The organism is Klebsiella sp. RC2 (genome assembly GCF_014192815.1).
Taxonomy (GTDB): Bacteria; Pseudomonadota; Gammaproteobacteria; order Enterobacterales; family Enterobacteriaceae; genus Klebsiella; species Klebsiella variicola.
Genome location: NZ_JACHYL010000005.1, coordinates 295,792 through 309,381 on the forward strand (window position 1 = coordinate 295,792; position 13,590 = coordinate 309,381).

Annotated in this window: 16 protein-coding genes; 9 read left to right on the top strand and 7 right to left on the bottom strand. The window is 61.7% G+C overall.

Annotated features, from left to right (window positions below; all coding sequences use genetic code 11):
- Positions 1-27: 27 nt before the first annotated feature.
- From hypE to hypA, 5 genes are read right to left on the bottom strand one after another with little or no spacing between them, the layout of a single operon-like run.
- Complete coding sequence (gene hypE, locus FHW76_RS17455; protein WP_008806188.1) at positions 28-1,038, bottom strand: hydrogenase expression/formation protein HypE; 1,011 nt, start codon at positions 1,036-1,038, stop codon at positions 28-30.
- Positions 1,035-2,156, bottom strand: coding sequence for a hydrogenase formation protein HypD (hypD, locus tag FHW76_RS17460; RefSeq protein WP_012967355.1), 1,122 nt, complete (start codon positions 2,154-2,156; stop codon positions 1,035-1,037). Before hypD ends, hypE begins: the two co-directional genes overlap by 4 nt.
- Positions 2,156-2,428 carry a HypC/HybG/HupF family hydrogenase formation chaperone gene (locus tag FHW76_RS17465; protein ID WP_022064696.1) on the bottom strand — a complete coding sequence of 91 codons (273 nt, stop codon included), beginning with the start codon at positions 2,426-2,428 and terminating at the stop codon, positions 2,156-2,158. Before FHW76_RS17465 ends, hypD begins: the two co-directional genes overlap by 1 nt.
- Entirely contained in the window at positions 2,419-3,291 is an 873-nt protein-coding gene (gene hypB / locus FHW76_RS17470; protein WP_110190492.1) for a hydrogenase nickel incorporation protein HypB, read from the bottom strand. Before hypB ends, FHW76_RS17465 begins: the two co-directional genes overlap by 10 nt.
- Before the next feature lie 3 nt (positions 3,292-3,294).
- The gene (gene hypA / locus FHW76_RS17475) at positions 3,295-3,639 is read right to left on the bottom strand and encodes a hydrogenase maturation nickel metallochaperone HypA (RefSeq protein ID WP_012540763.1); all 345 of its coding nucleotides are present in this window, start codon (positions 3,637-3,639) and stop codon (positions 3,295-3,297) included.
- 209 nt (positions 3,640-3,848) lie between these two features.
- Between hypA and hycA the strand changes: the two genes are divergently transcribed.
- The 9 genes from hycA to hycI all read left to right on the top strand — a co-directional run bounded on the left by hycA (position 3,849) and on the right by hycI (position 11,653).
- Positions 3,849-4,298 carry a formate hydrogenlyase regulator HycA gene (hycA, locus tag FHW76_RS17480; RefSeq protein ID WP_042946759.1) on the top strand — a complete coding sequence of 150 codons (450 nt, stop codon included), beginning with the start codon at positions 3,849-3,851 and terminating at the stop codon, positions 4,296-4,298.
- Between the two features lie 82 nt (positions 4,299-4,380).
- A complete protein-coding gene (locus FHW76_RS17485) occupies positions 4,381-4,989 on the top strand; it encodes a 4Fe-4S dicluster domain-containing protein (RefSeq protein ID WP_043876160.1) in 609 nt (202 codons plus the stop codon).
- A complete protein-coding gene (gene hycC, locus FHW76_RS17490; RefSeq protein WP_032731140.1) occupies positions 4,986-6,812 on the top strand; it encodes a formate hydrogenlyase subunit 3 in 1,827 nt (608 codons plus the stop codon). Before FHW76_RS17485 ends, hycC begins: the two co-directional genes overlap by 4 nt.
- Before the next feature lie 2 nt (positions 6,813-6,814).
- The gene (locus tag FHW76_RS17495; RefSeq protein ID WP_183476860.1) at positions 6,815-7,738 is read left to right on the top strand and encodes a respiratory chain complex I subunit 1 family protein; all 924 of its coding nucleotides are present in this window, start codon (positions 6,815-6,817) and stop codon (positions 7,736-7,738) included.
- Positions 7,739-7,754: 16 nt separating this feature from the next.
- A complete protein-coding gene (hycE, locus tag FHW76_RS17500; RefSeq protein WP_004151044.1) occupies positions 7,755-9,464 on the top strand; it encodes a formate hydrogenlyase subunit HycE in 1,710 nt (569 codons plus the stop codon).
- A 9-nt stretch (positions 9,465-9,473) separates the two neighbouring features.
- Positions 9,474-10,016: a formate hydrogenlyase complex iron-sulfur subunit gene (locus FHW76_RS17505; RefSeq protein WP_183476861.1), complete on the top strand. Its 543-nt coding sequence runs from the start codon at positions 9,474-9,476 to the stop codon at positions 10,014-10,016.
- The gene (locus tag FHW76_RS17510) at positions 10,016-10,783 is read left to right on the top strand and encodes an NADH-quinone oxidoreductase subunit B family protein (RefSeq protein ID WP_002914891.1); all 768 of its coding nucleotides are present in this window, start codon (positions 10,016-10,018) and stop codon (positions 10,781-10,783) included. Before FHW76_RS17505 ends, FHW76_RS17510 begins: the two co-directional genes overlap by 1 nt.
- The gene (locus FHW76_RS17515) at positions 10,780-11,190 is read left to right on the top strand and encodes a formate hydrogenlyase maturation HycH family protein (protein WP_032731137.1); all 411 of its coding nucleotides are present in this window, start codon (positions 10,780-10,782) and stop codon (positions 11,188-11,190) included. Before FHW76_RS17510 ends, FHW76_RS17515 begins: the two co-directional genes overlap by 4 nt.
- Positions 11,183-11,653 carry a hydrogenase maturation peptidase HycI gene (gene hycI, locus FHW76_RS17520; RefSeq protein ID WP_008806179.1) on the top strand — a complete coding sequence of 157 codons (471 nt, stop codon included), beginning with the start codon at positions 11,183-11,185 and terminating at the stop codon, positions 11,651-11,653. Before FHW76_RS17515 ends, hycI begins: the two co-directional genes overlap by 8 nt.
- On the opposite strand, the gene FHW76_RS17525 is transcribed toward hycI, so the two are convergent.
- Together FHW76_RS17525 and FHW76_RS17530 are read right to left on the bottom strand one after the other, a co-directional pair.
- Positions 11,650-11,958, bottom strand: a complete 309-nt coding sequence (locus FHW76_RS17525) for a SymE family type I addiction module toxin (protein ID WP_012967361.1) — start codon at positions 11,956-11,958, stop codon at positions 11,650-11,652. The two genes, hycI and FHW76_RS17525, sit on opposite strands and share 4 nt — an antisense overlap.
- Positions 11,959-12,139: 181 nt before the next feature.
- On the bottom strand, positions 12,140-13,564 hold the full coding sequence (locus FHW76_RS17530) for a 6-phospho-beta-glucosidase (RefSeq protein WP_008806177.1): 1,425 nt from the start codon (positions 13,562-13,564) through the stop codon (positions 12,140-12,142).
- Positions 13,565-13,590: the final 26 nt, after the last annotated feature.

Sequence of the window (13,590 nt, forward strand, 5' to 3'; positions counted from 1 at the left end):
GCCGCTATCCGGGACCCGACGCCGTCGTTAACAAATTCTCGGCAGCGGCTCGGCGTGGGGAAGATCGAGCGTACGCTTCACGCCGTACAGCCCAACGGAACGCACGCCCGGGCGGTCGACCACTTCGCCGATTATCGCCGCATCGCGTCCCAGTGGGTGAGACCGCAAATGCGCTAGCACGTTTTCCGCGGCCTCGCGGGCGACGGCGAGCACCAGTTTGCCTTCATTGGCGAAGTTCAGGGCGTCCAGCCCAAGCAGTTCGCAGACGCCGCGCACCGTATCGTTGACCGGCAGCGTTGCCTCCTGCAGTTCGATGCCGCAGCCGCTGGCGGCGGCGAACTCATGGGCGACGGCATTGACCCCGCCGCGGGTGGCGTCGCGCAGAGCTTTCACTCCACTCAGTGGCCGCAGGGTCTGGATAAGCGGCGTCAGCACCGCGCAATCGCTGGACAGCGCGCCGTCCAGCCCCATCTGCTCGCGCAGGTTAAGGATGGTGGCGCCATGATCCCCCAGCGTGCCGCTGACCAGTAGTACATCACCGGCGCTAATCTGCTGCGTCCCCCAGCGAACGTCCGCCGGGATGGCGCCGATGCCGGCGGTGTTAATAAACAGCTTATCCGCCGCGCCGCGCGGCACCACTTTAGTGTCGCCGGTGACGATGGCGATCCCTGCCGCCCGGGCGGTGTCGGCCATGCTGGCGACCACCGCTTCCAGGGTGGCCATCTCCAGCCCCTCTTCGAGAATAAAGCCGCAGGAAAGATAGCGGGGGATGGCGCCGCTGACCGCCACATCGTTGGCGGTACCGCAGACGGCCAGCTTGCCGATATTGCCGCCGGGAAAGAACAGCGGGTCAATCACGTAGCTGTCGGTGGAGAAGGCGAGGCGGTCCCCCTGGGCGGCGAGCGCCGCCAGATCGAGGCGCGCCTGATCCTCCTGCTCCGCCAGCCAGGGGTTGGCGAAGGCCTGCATAAACAGGTCGCCGATCAGCTGCTGCATTGCCTGACCGCCGCTACCGTGGGCTAACTGGACGCTTTTCATGCTTCATTTTCCTGACTGCGATATTGATACCAGGCGGCGCAGGCCCCTTCTGAGGAGACCATCAGCGCGCCAAAGGCGCTTTGCGGATTGCAGGTGCGGGCGAAGAGCGGGCACTGGTGCGGTTTACAGCGGCCGGTCAGCACCTCGCCGCAGCGGGCCCGCGGGTCGTCGCACACGCGCTGCGGCGCCGGGCGGAAATGCGCCTCGGCATCGAAGCGCTGATAGGCTGGCGTAAGCTGCACGCCGGAGTCGCTAATGACCCCCAGGCCGCGCCATTCGCTGTCGCCATCCAGGCGAAAGACGTCGGCCATCGCCGCCTGCGCCAGCGGGTTGCCGGCATCCGGCACCACGCGACGGTACTGATTTTCCACATCGCTGCGCTGCGCTATTGTCTGCTCAACCAGCATCACCGCGCCTTGCAGTAGATCAAGCGGTTCGAAACCAGCGACCACTAAAGGACGATGATAGTCGCTGGCGATAAAGCCGTAGGCTTCGGTGCCGATCACCATACTGACGTGGCCCGGGGCGAGAAAGGCGTCGATACTGTTGTCCGGCTGATCCAGCAGGCTGCGCAGGGTCGGCAGCAGGGTGATGTGCTGGCAGAAAAAGTAGAAGTTATCGACGTTGCGCTCCCGCGCCTGACGCAGGGTGAGGGCGGTGGCGGGCATGGTGGTTTCGAAACCGAGGCCGAAAAAGACCACCTCACGCTGCGGGTTTTGCTGCGCCAGCCGCAGGGCGTCCATCGGCGAGTAAACGATGCGGACATCGGCGCCGCGGGATTTCGCCTGCAGCAGCGAGCCGTTTTTACCTGGCACGCGCATGGCGTCGCCGAAGGTGCAGAAGATGACCCCCGGACGGCTGGCAATCTCAATGCAGGCATCGATGCGCCCCATCGGCAGGACGCACACCGGGCAGCCTGGCCCATGAATAAATTCGATATTCTCCGGCAACAGCTGGTCGAGCCCGAATTTAAAAATGGCATGAGTATGGCCGCCGCAGACCTCCATGATGCGTAGCGGTCGCGCGGCGGTGTGCGGCAGCAGACGCGCACGCTGCTGAAGATGCGCCACCAGCTGCATCACCTGTTCGGGGGCGCGGTATTCGTCAACGTAACGCATTATCGCTCCTCGCCGTACAGCAGGGCGCCGACGTCCGGCTCCACGTCAAACATATTTTGCAGCGCCTCGAGAGTGTCGCGCGCTTCGGCTTCATTGATCACGCTCATGGCGAACCCAACGTGCACCAGCACCCACTGGCCGAGACGCGTCTGACCCTGCTCGTCAACGGCGCCCACCAGCGTCAGGTCGACGTCGCGCTGAATGCCACAGACTTCCACCTTCGCCAGCACGCCGTCGATGGCGCAAATTTGTCCCGGAATGCCTATGCACATCGCTGCGTCTCCAGCCAGGTGAGCCACTGCTCCATGCCTTCGCCGCTGGTGGCCGAGAGGAGAATAATCTCAATATGCGGATTGACCTCACGGGCGCAGGCCAGGCACTTCTCAACGTCGAAATTGAGATACGGCAGCAGGTCGACTTTGTTGAGCAGCATCAGGCTGGCGGCGGCAAACATATGTGGATATTTCAGCGGTTTGTCTTCGCCTTCGGTGACCGACAGCACCGCCACCTTATGGCGTTCGCCGAGATCAAAGCTGGCCGGGCAGACCAGGTTGCCGACGTTTTCGATAAACAGAATGCCGTGGTCAGCCAGCGGCAGGCGCGGGGCGGCGTCGGCGATCATCTGGGCATCGAGATGGCAGCCTTTCCCGGTATTGACCTGAATCGCCGGGGTGCCGGTGGCGCGAATGCGGGCGGCGTCATTGACCGTTTGCTGATCGCCTTCAATCACCGCGCAGTCGGCGCGTCCTTTCAGCCGGGTGAGGGTTTCGGTCAGCAGGGTGGTTTTACCGGAGCCGGGGCTGGAAACCAGATTCAGCACCAGCTGCTGTTTCGCCGCAAAGCGTGCGCGGTTGCGCGCCGCCAGACGGTTGTTTTTATCCAGCACGTCGATCTCCACTTCCAGCATCCGCCGCTGGCTCTGCCCCGGGGCGTGAGTCCCAGCCTCGCCATGGCCGTAATGCAGGTCGCCCTCTGGCGTGCGGGTGGGGGCGAAGTGATCGGTTTTGACACCGGTGATGGTCATCGCCTGGCGTGGGGCGGGCGCGAAGGGGGCGCTGCGGAACGCGGAATGCGGGTTTCGTTCGTCTCCTTCAATATAGAGGTTGCCTTCGCCACAGCCGCATGTTGTACACATAGTTTACTCCAGTTCTAAACGCTGAATCTGTAAGCCGTCATCCGCCACGATCTGTAGCTGGTCGTTATTGCAGAGCGGGCAGCGGCGGACGTGCTGCGAGACAAGATGGACGTACTGCTGGCAGCGTTCGCACCAGCATTCAGCCTGTTGTTCGGCGATATGCAGTTCGCACCCCTCCGCCAGCGTGCCCCGGCAGACCAGCTCAAAGCAGAAGGTCAGGGCGCTGGCTTCCACGCAGGAAAATGCGCCGACCTTGAGCCACACGCCGGTCACCCGTCGCGCGCCGGCCTGCTGCGCCTGTTGTTCAATAATTTCCAGCGCCCGCTGGCTGAGGGTGATTTCGTGCATAGTCGCCTCCGTATCGCAATACGCCTTGTATGCAATAACGATGCCAGAATGAAATCGTCGTGGCCGTCGATGTCGATGTCGACGCCCCGGGGCTGTCATCGACATGTCGCATCGGCAGGGATGAATACAAAAACATAGTTAAATCAATTAAATAAAACCTGGCATGAAAAATGCTTAGAGGGTGCATCTCATGCAACGGAGAAACCGATATGACTATTTGGGAAATAAGTGAAAAGGCGGATTACATCGCCGACCGTCACCGGCAGCAGCAGGAGCAGTGGCACATCTACTGTAACTCGCTGGTTCAGGGGATCACCCTGTCGAAGGCCCGCCTGCATCACGCGATGAGCTGCGCGCCGGATAAAGAGCTGTGCTTCGTGCTGTTCGGCCATTTTCAGGTGTTTGTCGCGCTGGCGGAAGGCTTTAACAGCCACACCATCGAATACTACGTCGAAAACAAAGGCGGCGGTGATAAGTACCTGATTGCTCAGGCCTCGCTGGCGGCAGATGGCACGGTGGACGGGCGGATCAGCAACCGCTCCCGCGACCAGGTGCTGGAGCACTATCTGGCGATTATCGCCACCGTCTATGACCGTCTGTATGACGCCATGGAGCAAGACCAACCGGTGGATTTAAGCCATCTGGCCCTGACCCACTGATCGCGAGGTGTCGACACGTGTCGAAAATGACACCTGCGCAACCTGATTTCGTCAAAAATGACTTTCACCCGAGGATGACCCGGTGAACCGTTTTGTAATTGCTGACTCCACTGTCTGTATCGGCTGCCGCACCTGCGAAGCCGCCTGCTCTGAGACGCATCGCCAGCACGGCCTGCAGGCTATGCCGCGGCTGCAGGTGATGCGTAATGAAAAAGAATCGGCACCGCAGATGTGCCACCACTGCGAAGATGCCCCCTGCGCCACCGTCTGCCCGGTTAACGCCATCCAGCGCGTCGATGGCGCCGTCCAGCTCAACGAGAGCCTGTGCGTAAGCTGCAAACTGTGCGGCATCGCCTGCCCGTTTGGCGCTATCGAATTTTCCGGCAGCCGTCCGCTGGATATTCCGGCCAATGCCAATACCCGACTGGCGCCCCCCGCGCCGCCGACGCCGGCCCGTGTCAGCTCGCTGCTCGACTGGGTGCCCGGCGTGCGCGCCATTGCCGTGAAATGCGACCTCTGCCACTTCGATGACCAGGGCCCGGCCTGCGTGCGGACCTGCCCGACCAACGCGCTGCTGTTGGTGGATAGCCGGGATATCGCCCAGGCCAGCAAGCGTAAACGCCAGCTGACCTTTAATACCGACCTTGGCGACTTGTCGCTGTTCCAGGCGCAACAGGGGGAGAGGGAATGAGTGTAATAGGATTAGTCAATCAGGCGGTGATGTGGTACGCCGCCAGCGCCGTGCTGGCCTTTGTGTTTGCCATGCGTAAACCGCTCAGCGGCGCTATTGCCGGGATCGGCGGCGCGGTGGCCAGCGCCATGCTGGTGGTTGCCGGCGGCGCAGCGCTCTTGATGCCGGAACGGATCCACGGCGGCATGCTGCAGTTTCTGCATCTGACGATGCGGGTGGGCGGTGTCAACGCGCTGTGGCTGCTGGCCATCGGCCTGTCGGCGCTGCCGGTGTCATTGTTCAATATTAGCTGGCATCGCCATCCGCAGGTGAAGGCCAACGGCCTGCTGGTCAACCTGCTGTTGGCCGCCGCCACCTGCGCGGTGGTGGTGACCAATATCGGTTCGCTGGTGGTGATGGCGGAGATCATGGCGCTCTGCGCGGCGTTTCTCACCGGCTGCGCCGCCTCCGGTAAGCTGTGGTTTGCCCTGGGGCGTCTCGGCACGTTGCTGATGGCCTGGACCTGCTGGCTGGTGTGGTCGACCTACGGCACCCTCGAGCTGGCGCAGATCAACCTGCAGGCGGTGGATATGATGCAGAACCCGCTGCTGTGGCTACCGGGGCTGGTGGGTTTCGCCCTGCTGGCCGGGGCGATCCCGCTGCACGGCTGGGCGCCGCAGGCTCACGCCGGGGCCAGCGCGCCAGCCGCCGCGCTGTTTTCCACCGTGGTGATGAAGGTCGGTCTTTACGGCATGCTGACCGTCTCGCTGGCCGGCGGCGTGCCGCCGCTGTGGTGGGGCGTCATGCTGCTGGCGCTGGGGATGATCACCGCCTTTATCGGCGGGCTGTATGCCCTGATGGAGCATAACATTCAGCGTCTGCTGGCCTATCACACCCTCGAGAACATCGGCATCATCCTGCTGGGGCTGGGCGCCTTTGTTACCGGCGTGGCAACCCGCAACAGCACGCTGATGGTGCTGGGTTTTATCGGCGGTATGTATCACCTGATTAACCACAGCCTGTTCAAAACCACGCTGTTCCTCGGCGCCGGGGCGGTGTGGTTCCGTACCGGCCATCGCGATATCGAGAAGCTGGGCGGCATCGGTAAAAAAATGCCGTTGATCTCCCTCGCCATGCTGGTAGGACTGATGGCAATGGCGGCCCTGCCGCCGCTGAACGGCTTCGCCGGCGAGTGGGTTATCTACCAGTCCTTCTTCAAAATGAGCACCGGCGACCTGTTTATTGGCCGTCTGCTGGGGCCGCTGCTGGCCGTCGGCCTGGCGATCACCGGCGCACTGGCGGTGATGTGTATGGCGAAAGTCTATGGCGTGACCTTCCTCGGCGCGCCGCGGACGAAAGAGGCGGAAAACGCCACCTGCGCCCCCTGGCTGATGACCCTGAGCGTAATACTGGCGGCGGTCTTCTGCCTCGTTGGCGGCATCGCCGCGCCGTGGCTGCTGCCGCTGGTGAGCGGCGCCTTCCCGGTGCAGGCTCAGGTATCGAGCGTGGTATCGCAGCCGATGATCGCGCTGCTGCTTATCGCCTGCCCGCTGCTGCCGTTCCTGCTGATGATCTTCTTTAAAGGCGATCGCCTGGCGGCGCGCTCGCGCGGCGCGGCGTGGGTCTGCGGTTACGACCACGAGCAGTCGATGGTGGTAACGGCCCACGGCTTTGCCATGCCGGTGAAAGAGGCCTTTGCGCCGTTGCTGAAGCTGCGTCACTGGCTGAACCCGGTGCGTCTGGTGCCGGGCTGGCAATCGGCCTCGGCGCCGGCGCTGCTGCGCGGGATCGCGCTGGTTGAGCTGGCGGTGCTGGTGGTGATTGTCATTTCGCGAGGAGCCTGAGAATGAGTCTGTTAATTGCATTGCTACAGGCGCTGGTGCTGTTTGCCGTCGCGCCGCTGTTGTCCGGGATCGTTCGCGTCGCCCGCGCGCGGCTGCATAACCGCCGTGGACCGGGGGTACTGCAGGAGTATCGCGATATCCTGAAACTGCTGAGCCGCCAGAGCGTCGGCCCTGACGCCTCGGGCTGGGTGTTTCGCCTGACGCCGTACGTCATGGTGGGCGTGATGCTGACCATCGCCACCGCGCTGCCGGTGGTGACGGTGGACTCTCCGCTGCCGGTGCTCGGGGATCTCATCACCCTGATCTACCTGTTCGCCATCGCCCGTTTCTTCTTTGCCATTTCTGGTCTGGACACCGGCAGCCCGTTTACCGCGCTGGGCAGCAGTCGCGAAGCGATGCTCGGCGTGCTGGTGGAGCCGATCCTGCTGCTGGGCCTGTGGGTGGCGGCGCAGGTCGCCGGCTCGACCCATATCAGCACCATCACCGATACCCTTTACCACTGGCCGGCGGCGCGCAGCATTCCACTGATTCTGGCGCAGTGCGCCTGCGCCTTCGCCACCTTTATTGAGATGGGCAAACTGCCGTTCGATCTGGCGGAAGCAGAGCAGGAGCTGCAGGAGGGCCCCCTGTCGGAATACAGCGGCAGCGGCTTTGGCATCCTGAAGTGGGGCATCAGCCTCAAACAGCTGGTGGTGCTGCAGATGTTTGTCGGGGTCTTTTTCCCGTGGGGTCAGATGACCAGCTTCAGCGTCGGCGGCCTGCTATTGGCGCTGGTGGTCGCCATCGTCAAGCTGGTGGTCGGGGTGCTGATTATCGCGTTGTTTGAAAACAGCATGGCGCGTCTGCGTTTTTGTGCCACCTCCCGCGTCACCTGGGCCGGGTTTGGTTTTGCCTTTTTAGCTTTCGTCTCCTTGCTGGTGGCGTGATTAAGAGAGTTTGAGCATGTCTGAAGAAAAAATCGGTCAACACTATCTTGCGGCGCTGCACCAGGCCTTTCCGGGCGTGGTGCTGGACGAAGCCTGGCAGACCAAAGACCAGTTAACTATCACCGTGAAGGTCAACTACCTGCCGGAAGTGGTGGAGTTTCTCTACTACCAGCAGGGTGGCTGGCTGTCGGTGCTGTTCGGCAACGATGAACGTAAGCTCAACGGCCACTACGCGGTCTATTACGTGCTGTCGATGGAGCAGGGCACCAAATGCTGGATCACCGTGCGTGTGGAAGTGGACGCCAACAAACCGGAATACCCGTCGGTGACGCCGCGCGTCCCGGCGGCGGTGTGGGGCGAGCGCGAAGTGCGCGATATGTACGGCCTGGTGCCGGTCGGCCTGCCGGACGAACGTCGTCTGGTGCTACCGGACGACTGGCCGGACGAACTCTATCCGCTGCGCAAAGACAGCATGGACTATCGCCAGCGTCCGGCGCCGACCACCGACGCGGAAACCTACGAGTTCATTAACGAGCTCGGCAGCAAGAAAAACAACGTGGTGCCGATCGGCCCGCTGCACGTCACCTCTGATGAACCTGGCCACTTCCGCCTGTTCGTTGACGGCGAGAACATTATCGATGCCGACTACCGCCTGTTCTACGTCCATCGCGGGATGGAAAAGCTGGCGGAAACCCGCATGGGCTATAACGAAGTGACCTTCCTGTCGGACCGGGTGTGCGGCATCTGCGGCTTCGCCCACAGTACCGCTTACACCACCTCGGTGGAGAACGCGATGGGCATCGTGGTGCCGGAGCGGGCGCAGATGATCCGCGCCATTCTGCTGGAGGTGGAACGCCTGCACTCGCACCTGCTGAACCTCGGTCTGGCCTGCCACTTTACCGGCTTTGACTCCGGCTTTATGCAGTTCTTCCGCGTGCGCGAAACCTCAATGAAGATGGCGGAAATTCTCACCGGCGCGCGTAAAACCTACGGCCTGAACCTGATCGGCGGGATCCGCCGCGACCTGCTGAAAGAGGACATGATCCAGACCCGTCAGCTGGCGCAGCAGATGCGCCGCGACGTGCAGGAACTGGTGGATATGCTGCTCAGCACGCCGAATATGGAACAGCGTACCGTCGGTATTGGCCGTCTGGATCCGGAAATCGCCCGCGACTTTAGTAACGTCGGCCCGATGGTGCGCGCCAGCGGCCACGCCCGCGACACCCGCGCCGACCACCCGTTTGTCGGCTACGGCCTGCTGCCGATGGAAGTCCACAGCGAGCAGGGTTGCGACGTAATATCTCGCCTCAAGGTGCGGATCAACGAGGTTTATACCGCGCTGAATATGATTGATTTCGGTCTCGATAACCTGCCGGGCGGCCCGCTGATGGTGGAAGGGTTCACCTATATTCCGCACCGCTTCGCACTGGGCTTCTCCGAGGCGCCGCGCGGCGACGATATCCACTGGAGCATGACCGGCGACAACCAGAAACTGTACCGCTGGCGCTGCCGGGCGGCGACCTATGCCAACTGGCCGACCCTGCGCTATATGCTGCGCGGCAACACCGTTTCCGATGCGCCGCTGATCATCGGCAGCCTCGACCCGTGCTACTCCTGTACCGACCGCATGACCGTTGTCGACGTACGCAAGAAGAAGAGCAAAGTGGTGCCGTACAAAGAGCTGGAGCGCTACAGCATCGAGCGTAAAAACTCGCCGCTGAAATAAGGAATCGCCATGTTTACCTTTATTAAAAAAGTTATTAAGACCGGCACCGCGACGCACGTCTACCCGCTGGAGCCGATGCCGGTAGACAAAAACTTTCGCGGCAAGCCGGAGCATACGCCGCAGCAGTGTATCGGCTGCGCGGCCTGCGTGAACGCCTGCCCGTCGAACGCCCTGACGGTCGAGACCGATCTGACCACTAATCAGCTGGCGTGGCAGTTCAACCTCGGGCGCTGCATCTTCTGCGGCCGCTGTGAAGAGGTGTGCCCGACGGCGGCGATTAAGCTGTCGCCGGAGTATGAGCTGGCGGTGTGGAAGAAAGAGGATTTCCTCCAGCAGTCGCGCTTCGCTATCTGCCACTGCCGGGAGTGCCAGCGTCCGTTCGCGGTGCAGAAGGAGATCGACTACGCCATCGCGCTGCTCAAGCATAACGGCGATACCCGCGCCGAGCTGCACCGTGAAAGCTTCGAAACCTGCCCGGAATGCAAGCGCCAGAAATGCCTGGTGCCGTCCGATCGTATTGAACTGACCCGCCATATGAGGGAGGCCAGCTGATGAGTACTTTACTTGGCCCGCGCGATGAAAACGGCATTCCCGTGCCGATGACGGTGGATGAATCCATCGCCAGCATGAAGGCCTCGCTGCTGAAGAAAATTAAACGTTCGGCCTACGTCTACCGCGTCGACTGCGGCGGCTGCAACGGTTGCGAAATTGAAATTTTCGCTACCCTTTCGCCGCTGTTCGACGCTGAACGCTTCGGGATCAAAGTGGTGCCTTCGCCGCGCCATGCCGATATCCTGCTGTTTACCGGGGCGGTGACCCGCGCCATGCGCTCCCCGGCGCTGCGCGCCTGGCAGTCGGCGCCGGATCCGAAGATCTGTATCTCCTACGGCGCCTGCGGCAACAGCGGCGGCATCTTCCACGACCTGTACTGTGTCTGGGGCGGTACCGATAAAATCGTACCGGTCGATGTCTATATTCCGGGCTGCCCGCCGACGCCCGCCGCCACCCTGTACGGCTTTGCCATGGCGCTCGGCCTGCTGGAGCAGAAAATCCATGCTCGTCTGCCAGGCGAACTCGACGAACAGCCGACCGAGCTGCTGCATGCCGATATGGTGCAGCCCCTGCGGGTGCGCATCGATCGCGAAGCGCGGCGTCTGGCGGGCTATCGCTATGGCCGGCAGATTGCTGACGACTATATGCGTCTGCTCGGCCAGGGCGACAGCCAGGTGCTGCGCTGGCTGGAGGCGGAGAAAGATCCGCGTCTGACCGAGATCGTCACCCATCTCAACCAGGTGGTCGAGGGGGCGCGTATCCGATGAGCGAGACGGTGGTGTTCAGTCAGCTGAGCCGTAAATTTATTGATGAGAACGACGCCACGCCGGATCAGGCGCAGCAGGTGGTCTATTACAGCCTGGCGATTGGCCACCACCTCGGCGTCATCGACTGTCTCGAGGCGGCGCTGAGCTGCCCGTGGGAGGCGTATCTGGCATGGATCGCCACCCTTGAGGCCGGGAGCGCCGCGCGGCGCAAAATGGAGGGCGTGCCGAAGTATGGCGAAATCGTCATCGACAGCAGCCATGTGGCGATGCTGGCCAACGCCTTTGATAAAGCGCAGTCCGCGCAGACCCCGCAGCAGCAGGCGTGGAGCAAAACCCTGCTCAGCATGCTGCATGATATTCACCAGGAGAGCGCCATCTACCTGATGGTGAGGAGATTACGTGACTGACGTTTTACTCTGTGTTGGCAACAGCATGATGGGCGACGACGGCGCCGGCCCGCTGCTGGCGGAGATGTGCGCGGCGAACCCGGCTGGCCAGTGGGTGGTCATCGACGGCGGCAGCGCGCCGGAAAACGACATCGTGGCGATCCGCGAATTACGCCCCGAACGCCTGCTGATTGTCGATGCCACCGACATGGGCCTTAACCCCGGCGACATTCGCGTCATCGACCCCGACGACATCGCCGAGATGTTTATGATGACCACCCATAACATGCCGCTCAACTATCTGGTCGATCAGTTGAAAGAGGACGTCGGCGAGGTGATTTTCCTCGGCATTCAGCCGGATATCGTCGGTTTTTATTATCCGATGACCCAGCCGGTAAAAGAGGCCGTTGCCCGGGTGTACCAGCAGCTGGCAGACTGGCAGGGCCAGGGCGGCTTTGCCCGGCTGGAGGCTGAAGACGATTAACCCAGCGGCGAACCGGGCTCTCCGCCGGCGCACGACTGACCTGCCGGGAGCCCCGTTCCCGGCGGCGCCAGCTCAAGATTCTCTATCACTAATTTCCCGGGTGACACCGAGACTCTGACCTGCGTGCCGACCGGAAACCCCGCCTGCTCCAGCCAGTCGCCGTTCAGGTTCAGGGCTGCGTGGCGGGTGTAGCGCCGCGTCTCCCGCGTTTTGCGGTCTTCATGGCGTTTTCTGACATATCCCACGGTTAACTGGCGAATGGCCCTGGCTATCCCTCTGGCTGCGGTAGTGTGCTGTGCGCTCATGATGTGCTCCTTGCTGAAGATACCCCTGTAAAAGTACTGGATAAAATACCAGTTATTGTGAACAGGAGGCAAACCAGAAACTGGAATCAGGCTCGAGAAAAAAGCATGTAATAGATGCAACAGAAAGCAGACGCCCGTCCCCCGTTTATCGCGGGGAATGGGCGCGCGTGGGCGAGGACGCTTAGTCGAGATCGGCGCCGTTGCTGGCTATCACCTTCTGGTACCAGAAGAATGACTTTTTACGCTTACGCGCCAGGGTGCCATTGCCGGCATCGTCGCGATCGACATAGACAAAGCCGTAGCGCTTGCTCATCTCGCCGGTTGACGCTGAGACCAGATCGATGCAGCCCCAGCTGGTGTAGCCCAGCACCGGAATACCGTCGCCGATAGCGTCGCGCATTGCCCTGATGTGCTCGCGCAGGTAGCTGATGCGATAGTCGTCATTGATGTCGCCATTGGCATCGATCTCATCGCGGGCGCCAAGCCCGTTTTCCACCAGGAACAGCGGTTTCTGATAGCGGTCGTACATCATGTTCATGGTGATACGCAGGCCCAGCGGGTCGATGCCCCAGCCCCATTCGCTGGCCGGGATGTGCGGGTTCTTCAGCGACTTGACGATATTGGCGGCATTGGTGTTGCTGGCGTTCATCTCCGCCGAGGCGCAGCGCGACGCATAGTAGCTAAAGGAGACGAAATCGACGGTGTTTTTGAGGATCTCGTCATCGCCCGGCTGTTTCGCAATCGTGACCCCTTTTTCCCGGAACACCCGCGCGGCCCACACCGGATAGGCGCCGCGCGCCTGGACGTCGATAAAGAACAGATTTTCGCGGTCCTTCTCCAGCGCCATCCACACATCTTCCGGCTTGCAGGAGTAAGGATAGAAATTGCCGCCCGCCAGCATGCAGCCGACCTGATTTTGCGGGTTAATCTCATGAGCGATTTTTGTCGCCAGCGCGCTGGCCACCAGCTCGTGATGCGCGGCCTGGTACTTCACCTGCTCCTGGTTTTCACCCTCTTCAAACACCAGACCGGCGCCGGAGTAGGGGCTGTGCAGCATGATGTTGATTTCATTGAAGGTGAGCCAGTATTTCACCAGACCGTCAAAAGCTTCAAAGCAGGTGCGGGCGTAGTGGCTGAAAAAATCCACCATTTTGCGGTTGCGCCAGGAGCCGTACTCCATCACCAGATGCATCGGCACGTCGAAATGACACAGCGTGACCAGCGGCTCGATACCGTGCTTTTTGCACTCCTCAAACAGTGAGCGATAGAAGGCGATGCCCTGCGGATTCGGCTGCTGCTCGTCGCCGCGCGGGAACAGGCGGCTCCAGGCGATGGAGGTGCGAAAGACGCTGAACCCCATCTCGGCCATCAGGGCAACATCTTCTTTATAGCGATGGTAAAAATCGATCGCCTCATGGCTGGGGTAAAATTCGTCTTCACGCAGCGTAAAGCGCTTCTCCAGGCCTAATTTTACCGGCAGGCGGTGAGCGCCGTGGGGGAGGGTATCCACGGTGGTCAGCCCCTTACCGCCTTCAAGATAAGCGCCTTCAGACTGGTTGGCGGCCAGTGCGCCGCCCCATAAAAATCCCTGTGGGAAACTCGCCATGCATTACCTCATTATCAATTGTGTGT

Coding starts and splice junctions, on each gene's coding strand:
- FHW76_RS17465 (WP_022064696.1), bottom strand. CDS start 2,428: ATGTGCATAGGCATTCCGGGACAAATTTGCGCCATCGACGGCGTGCTG.
- FHW76_RS17510 (WP_002914891.1), top strand. CDS start 10,016: ATGAGTACTTTACTTGGCCCGCGCGATGAAAACGGCATTCCCGTGCCG.
- hycA (WP_042946759.1), top strand. CDS start 3,849: ATGACTATTTGGGAAATAAGTGAAAAGGCGGATTACATCGCCGACCGT.
- hypA (WP_012540763.1), bottom strand. CDS start 3,639: ATGCACGAAATCACCCTCAGCCAGCGGGCGCTGGAAATTATTGAACAA.
- hycC (WP_032731140.1), top strand. CDS start 4,986: ATGAGTGTAATAGGATTAGTCAATCAGGCGGTGATGTGGTACGCCGCC.
- FHW76_RS17495 (WP_183476860.1), top strand. CDS start 6,815: ATGAGTCTGTTAATTGCATTGCTACAGGCGCTGGTGCTGTTTGCCGTC.
- FHW76_RS17530 (WP_008806177.1), bottom strand. CDS start 13,564: ATGGCGAGTTTCCCACAGGGATTTTTATGGGGCGGCGCACTGGCCGCC.
- FHW76_RS17505 (WP_183476861.1), top strand. CDS start 9,474: ATGTTTACCTTTATTAAAAAAGTTATTAAGACCGGCACCGCGACGCAC.
- hypD (WP_012967355.1), bottom strand. CDS start 2,156: ATGCGTTACGTTGACGAATACCGCGCCCCCGAACAGGTGATGCAGCTG.
- FHW76_RS17515 (WP_032731137.1), top strand. CDS start 10,780: ATGAGCGAGACGGTGGTGTTCAGTCAGCTGAGCCGTAAATTTATTGAT.
- hypE (WP_008806188.1), bottom strand. CDS start 1,038: ATGAAAAGCGTCCAGTTAGCCCACGGTAGCGGCGGTCAGGCAATGCAG.
- hypB (WP_110190492.1), bottom strand. CDS start 3,291: ATGTGTACAACATGCGGCTGTGGCGAAGGCAACCTCTATATTGAAGGA.
- hycE (WP_004151044.1), top strand. CDS start 7,755: ATGTCTGAAGAAAAAATCGGTCAACACTATCTTGCGGCGCTGCACCAG.
- FHW76_RS17525 (WP_012967361.1), bottom strand. CDS start 11,958: ATGAGCGCACAGCACACTACCGCAGCCAGAGGGATAGCCAGGGCCATT.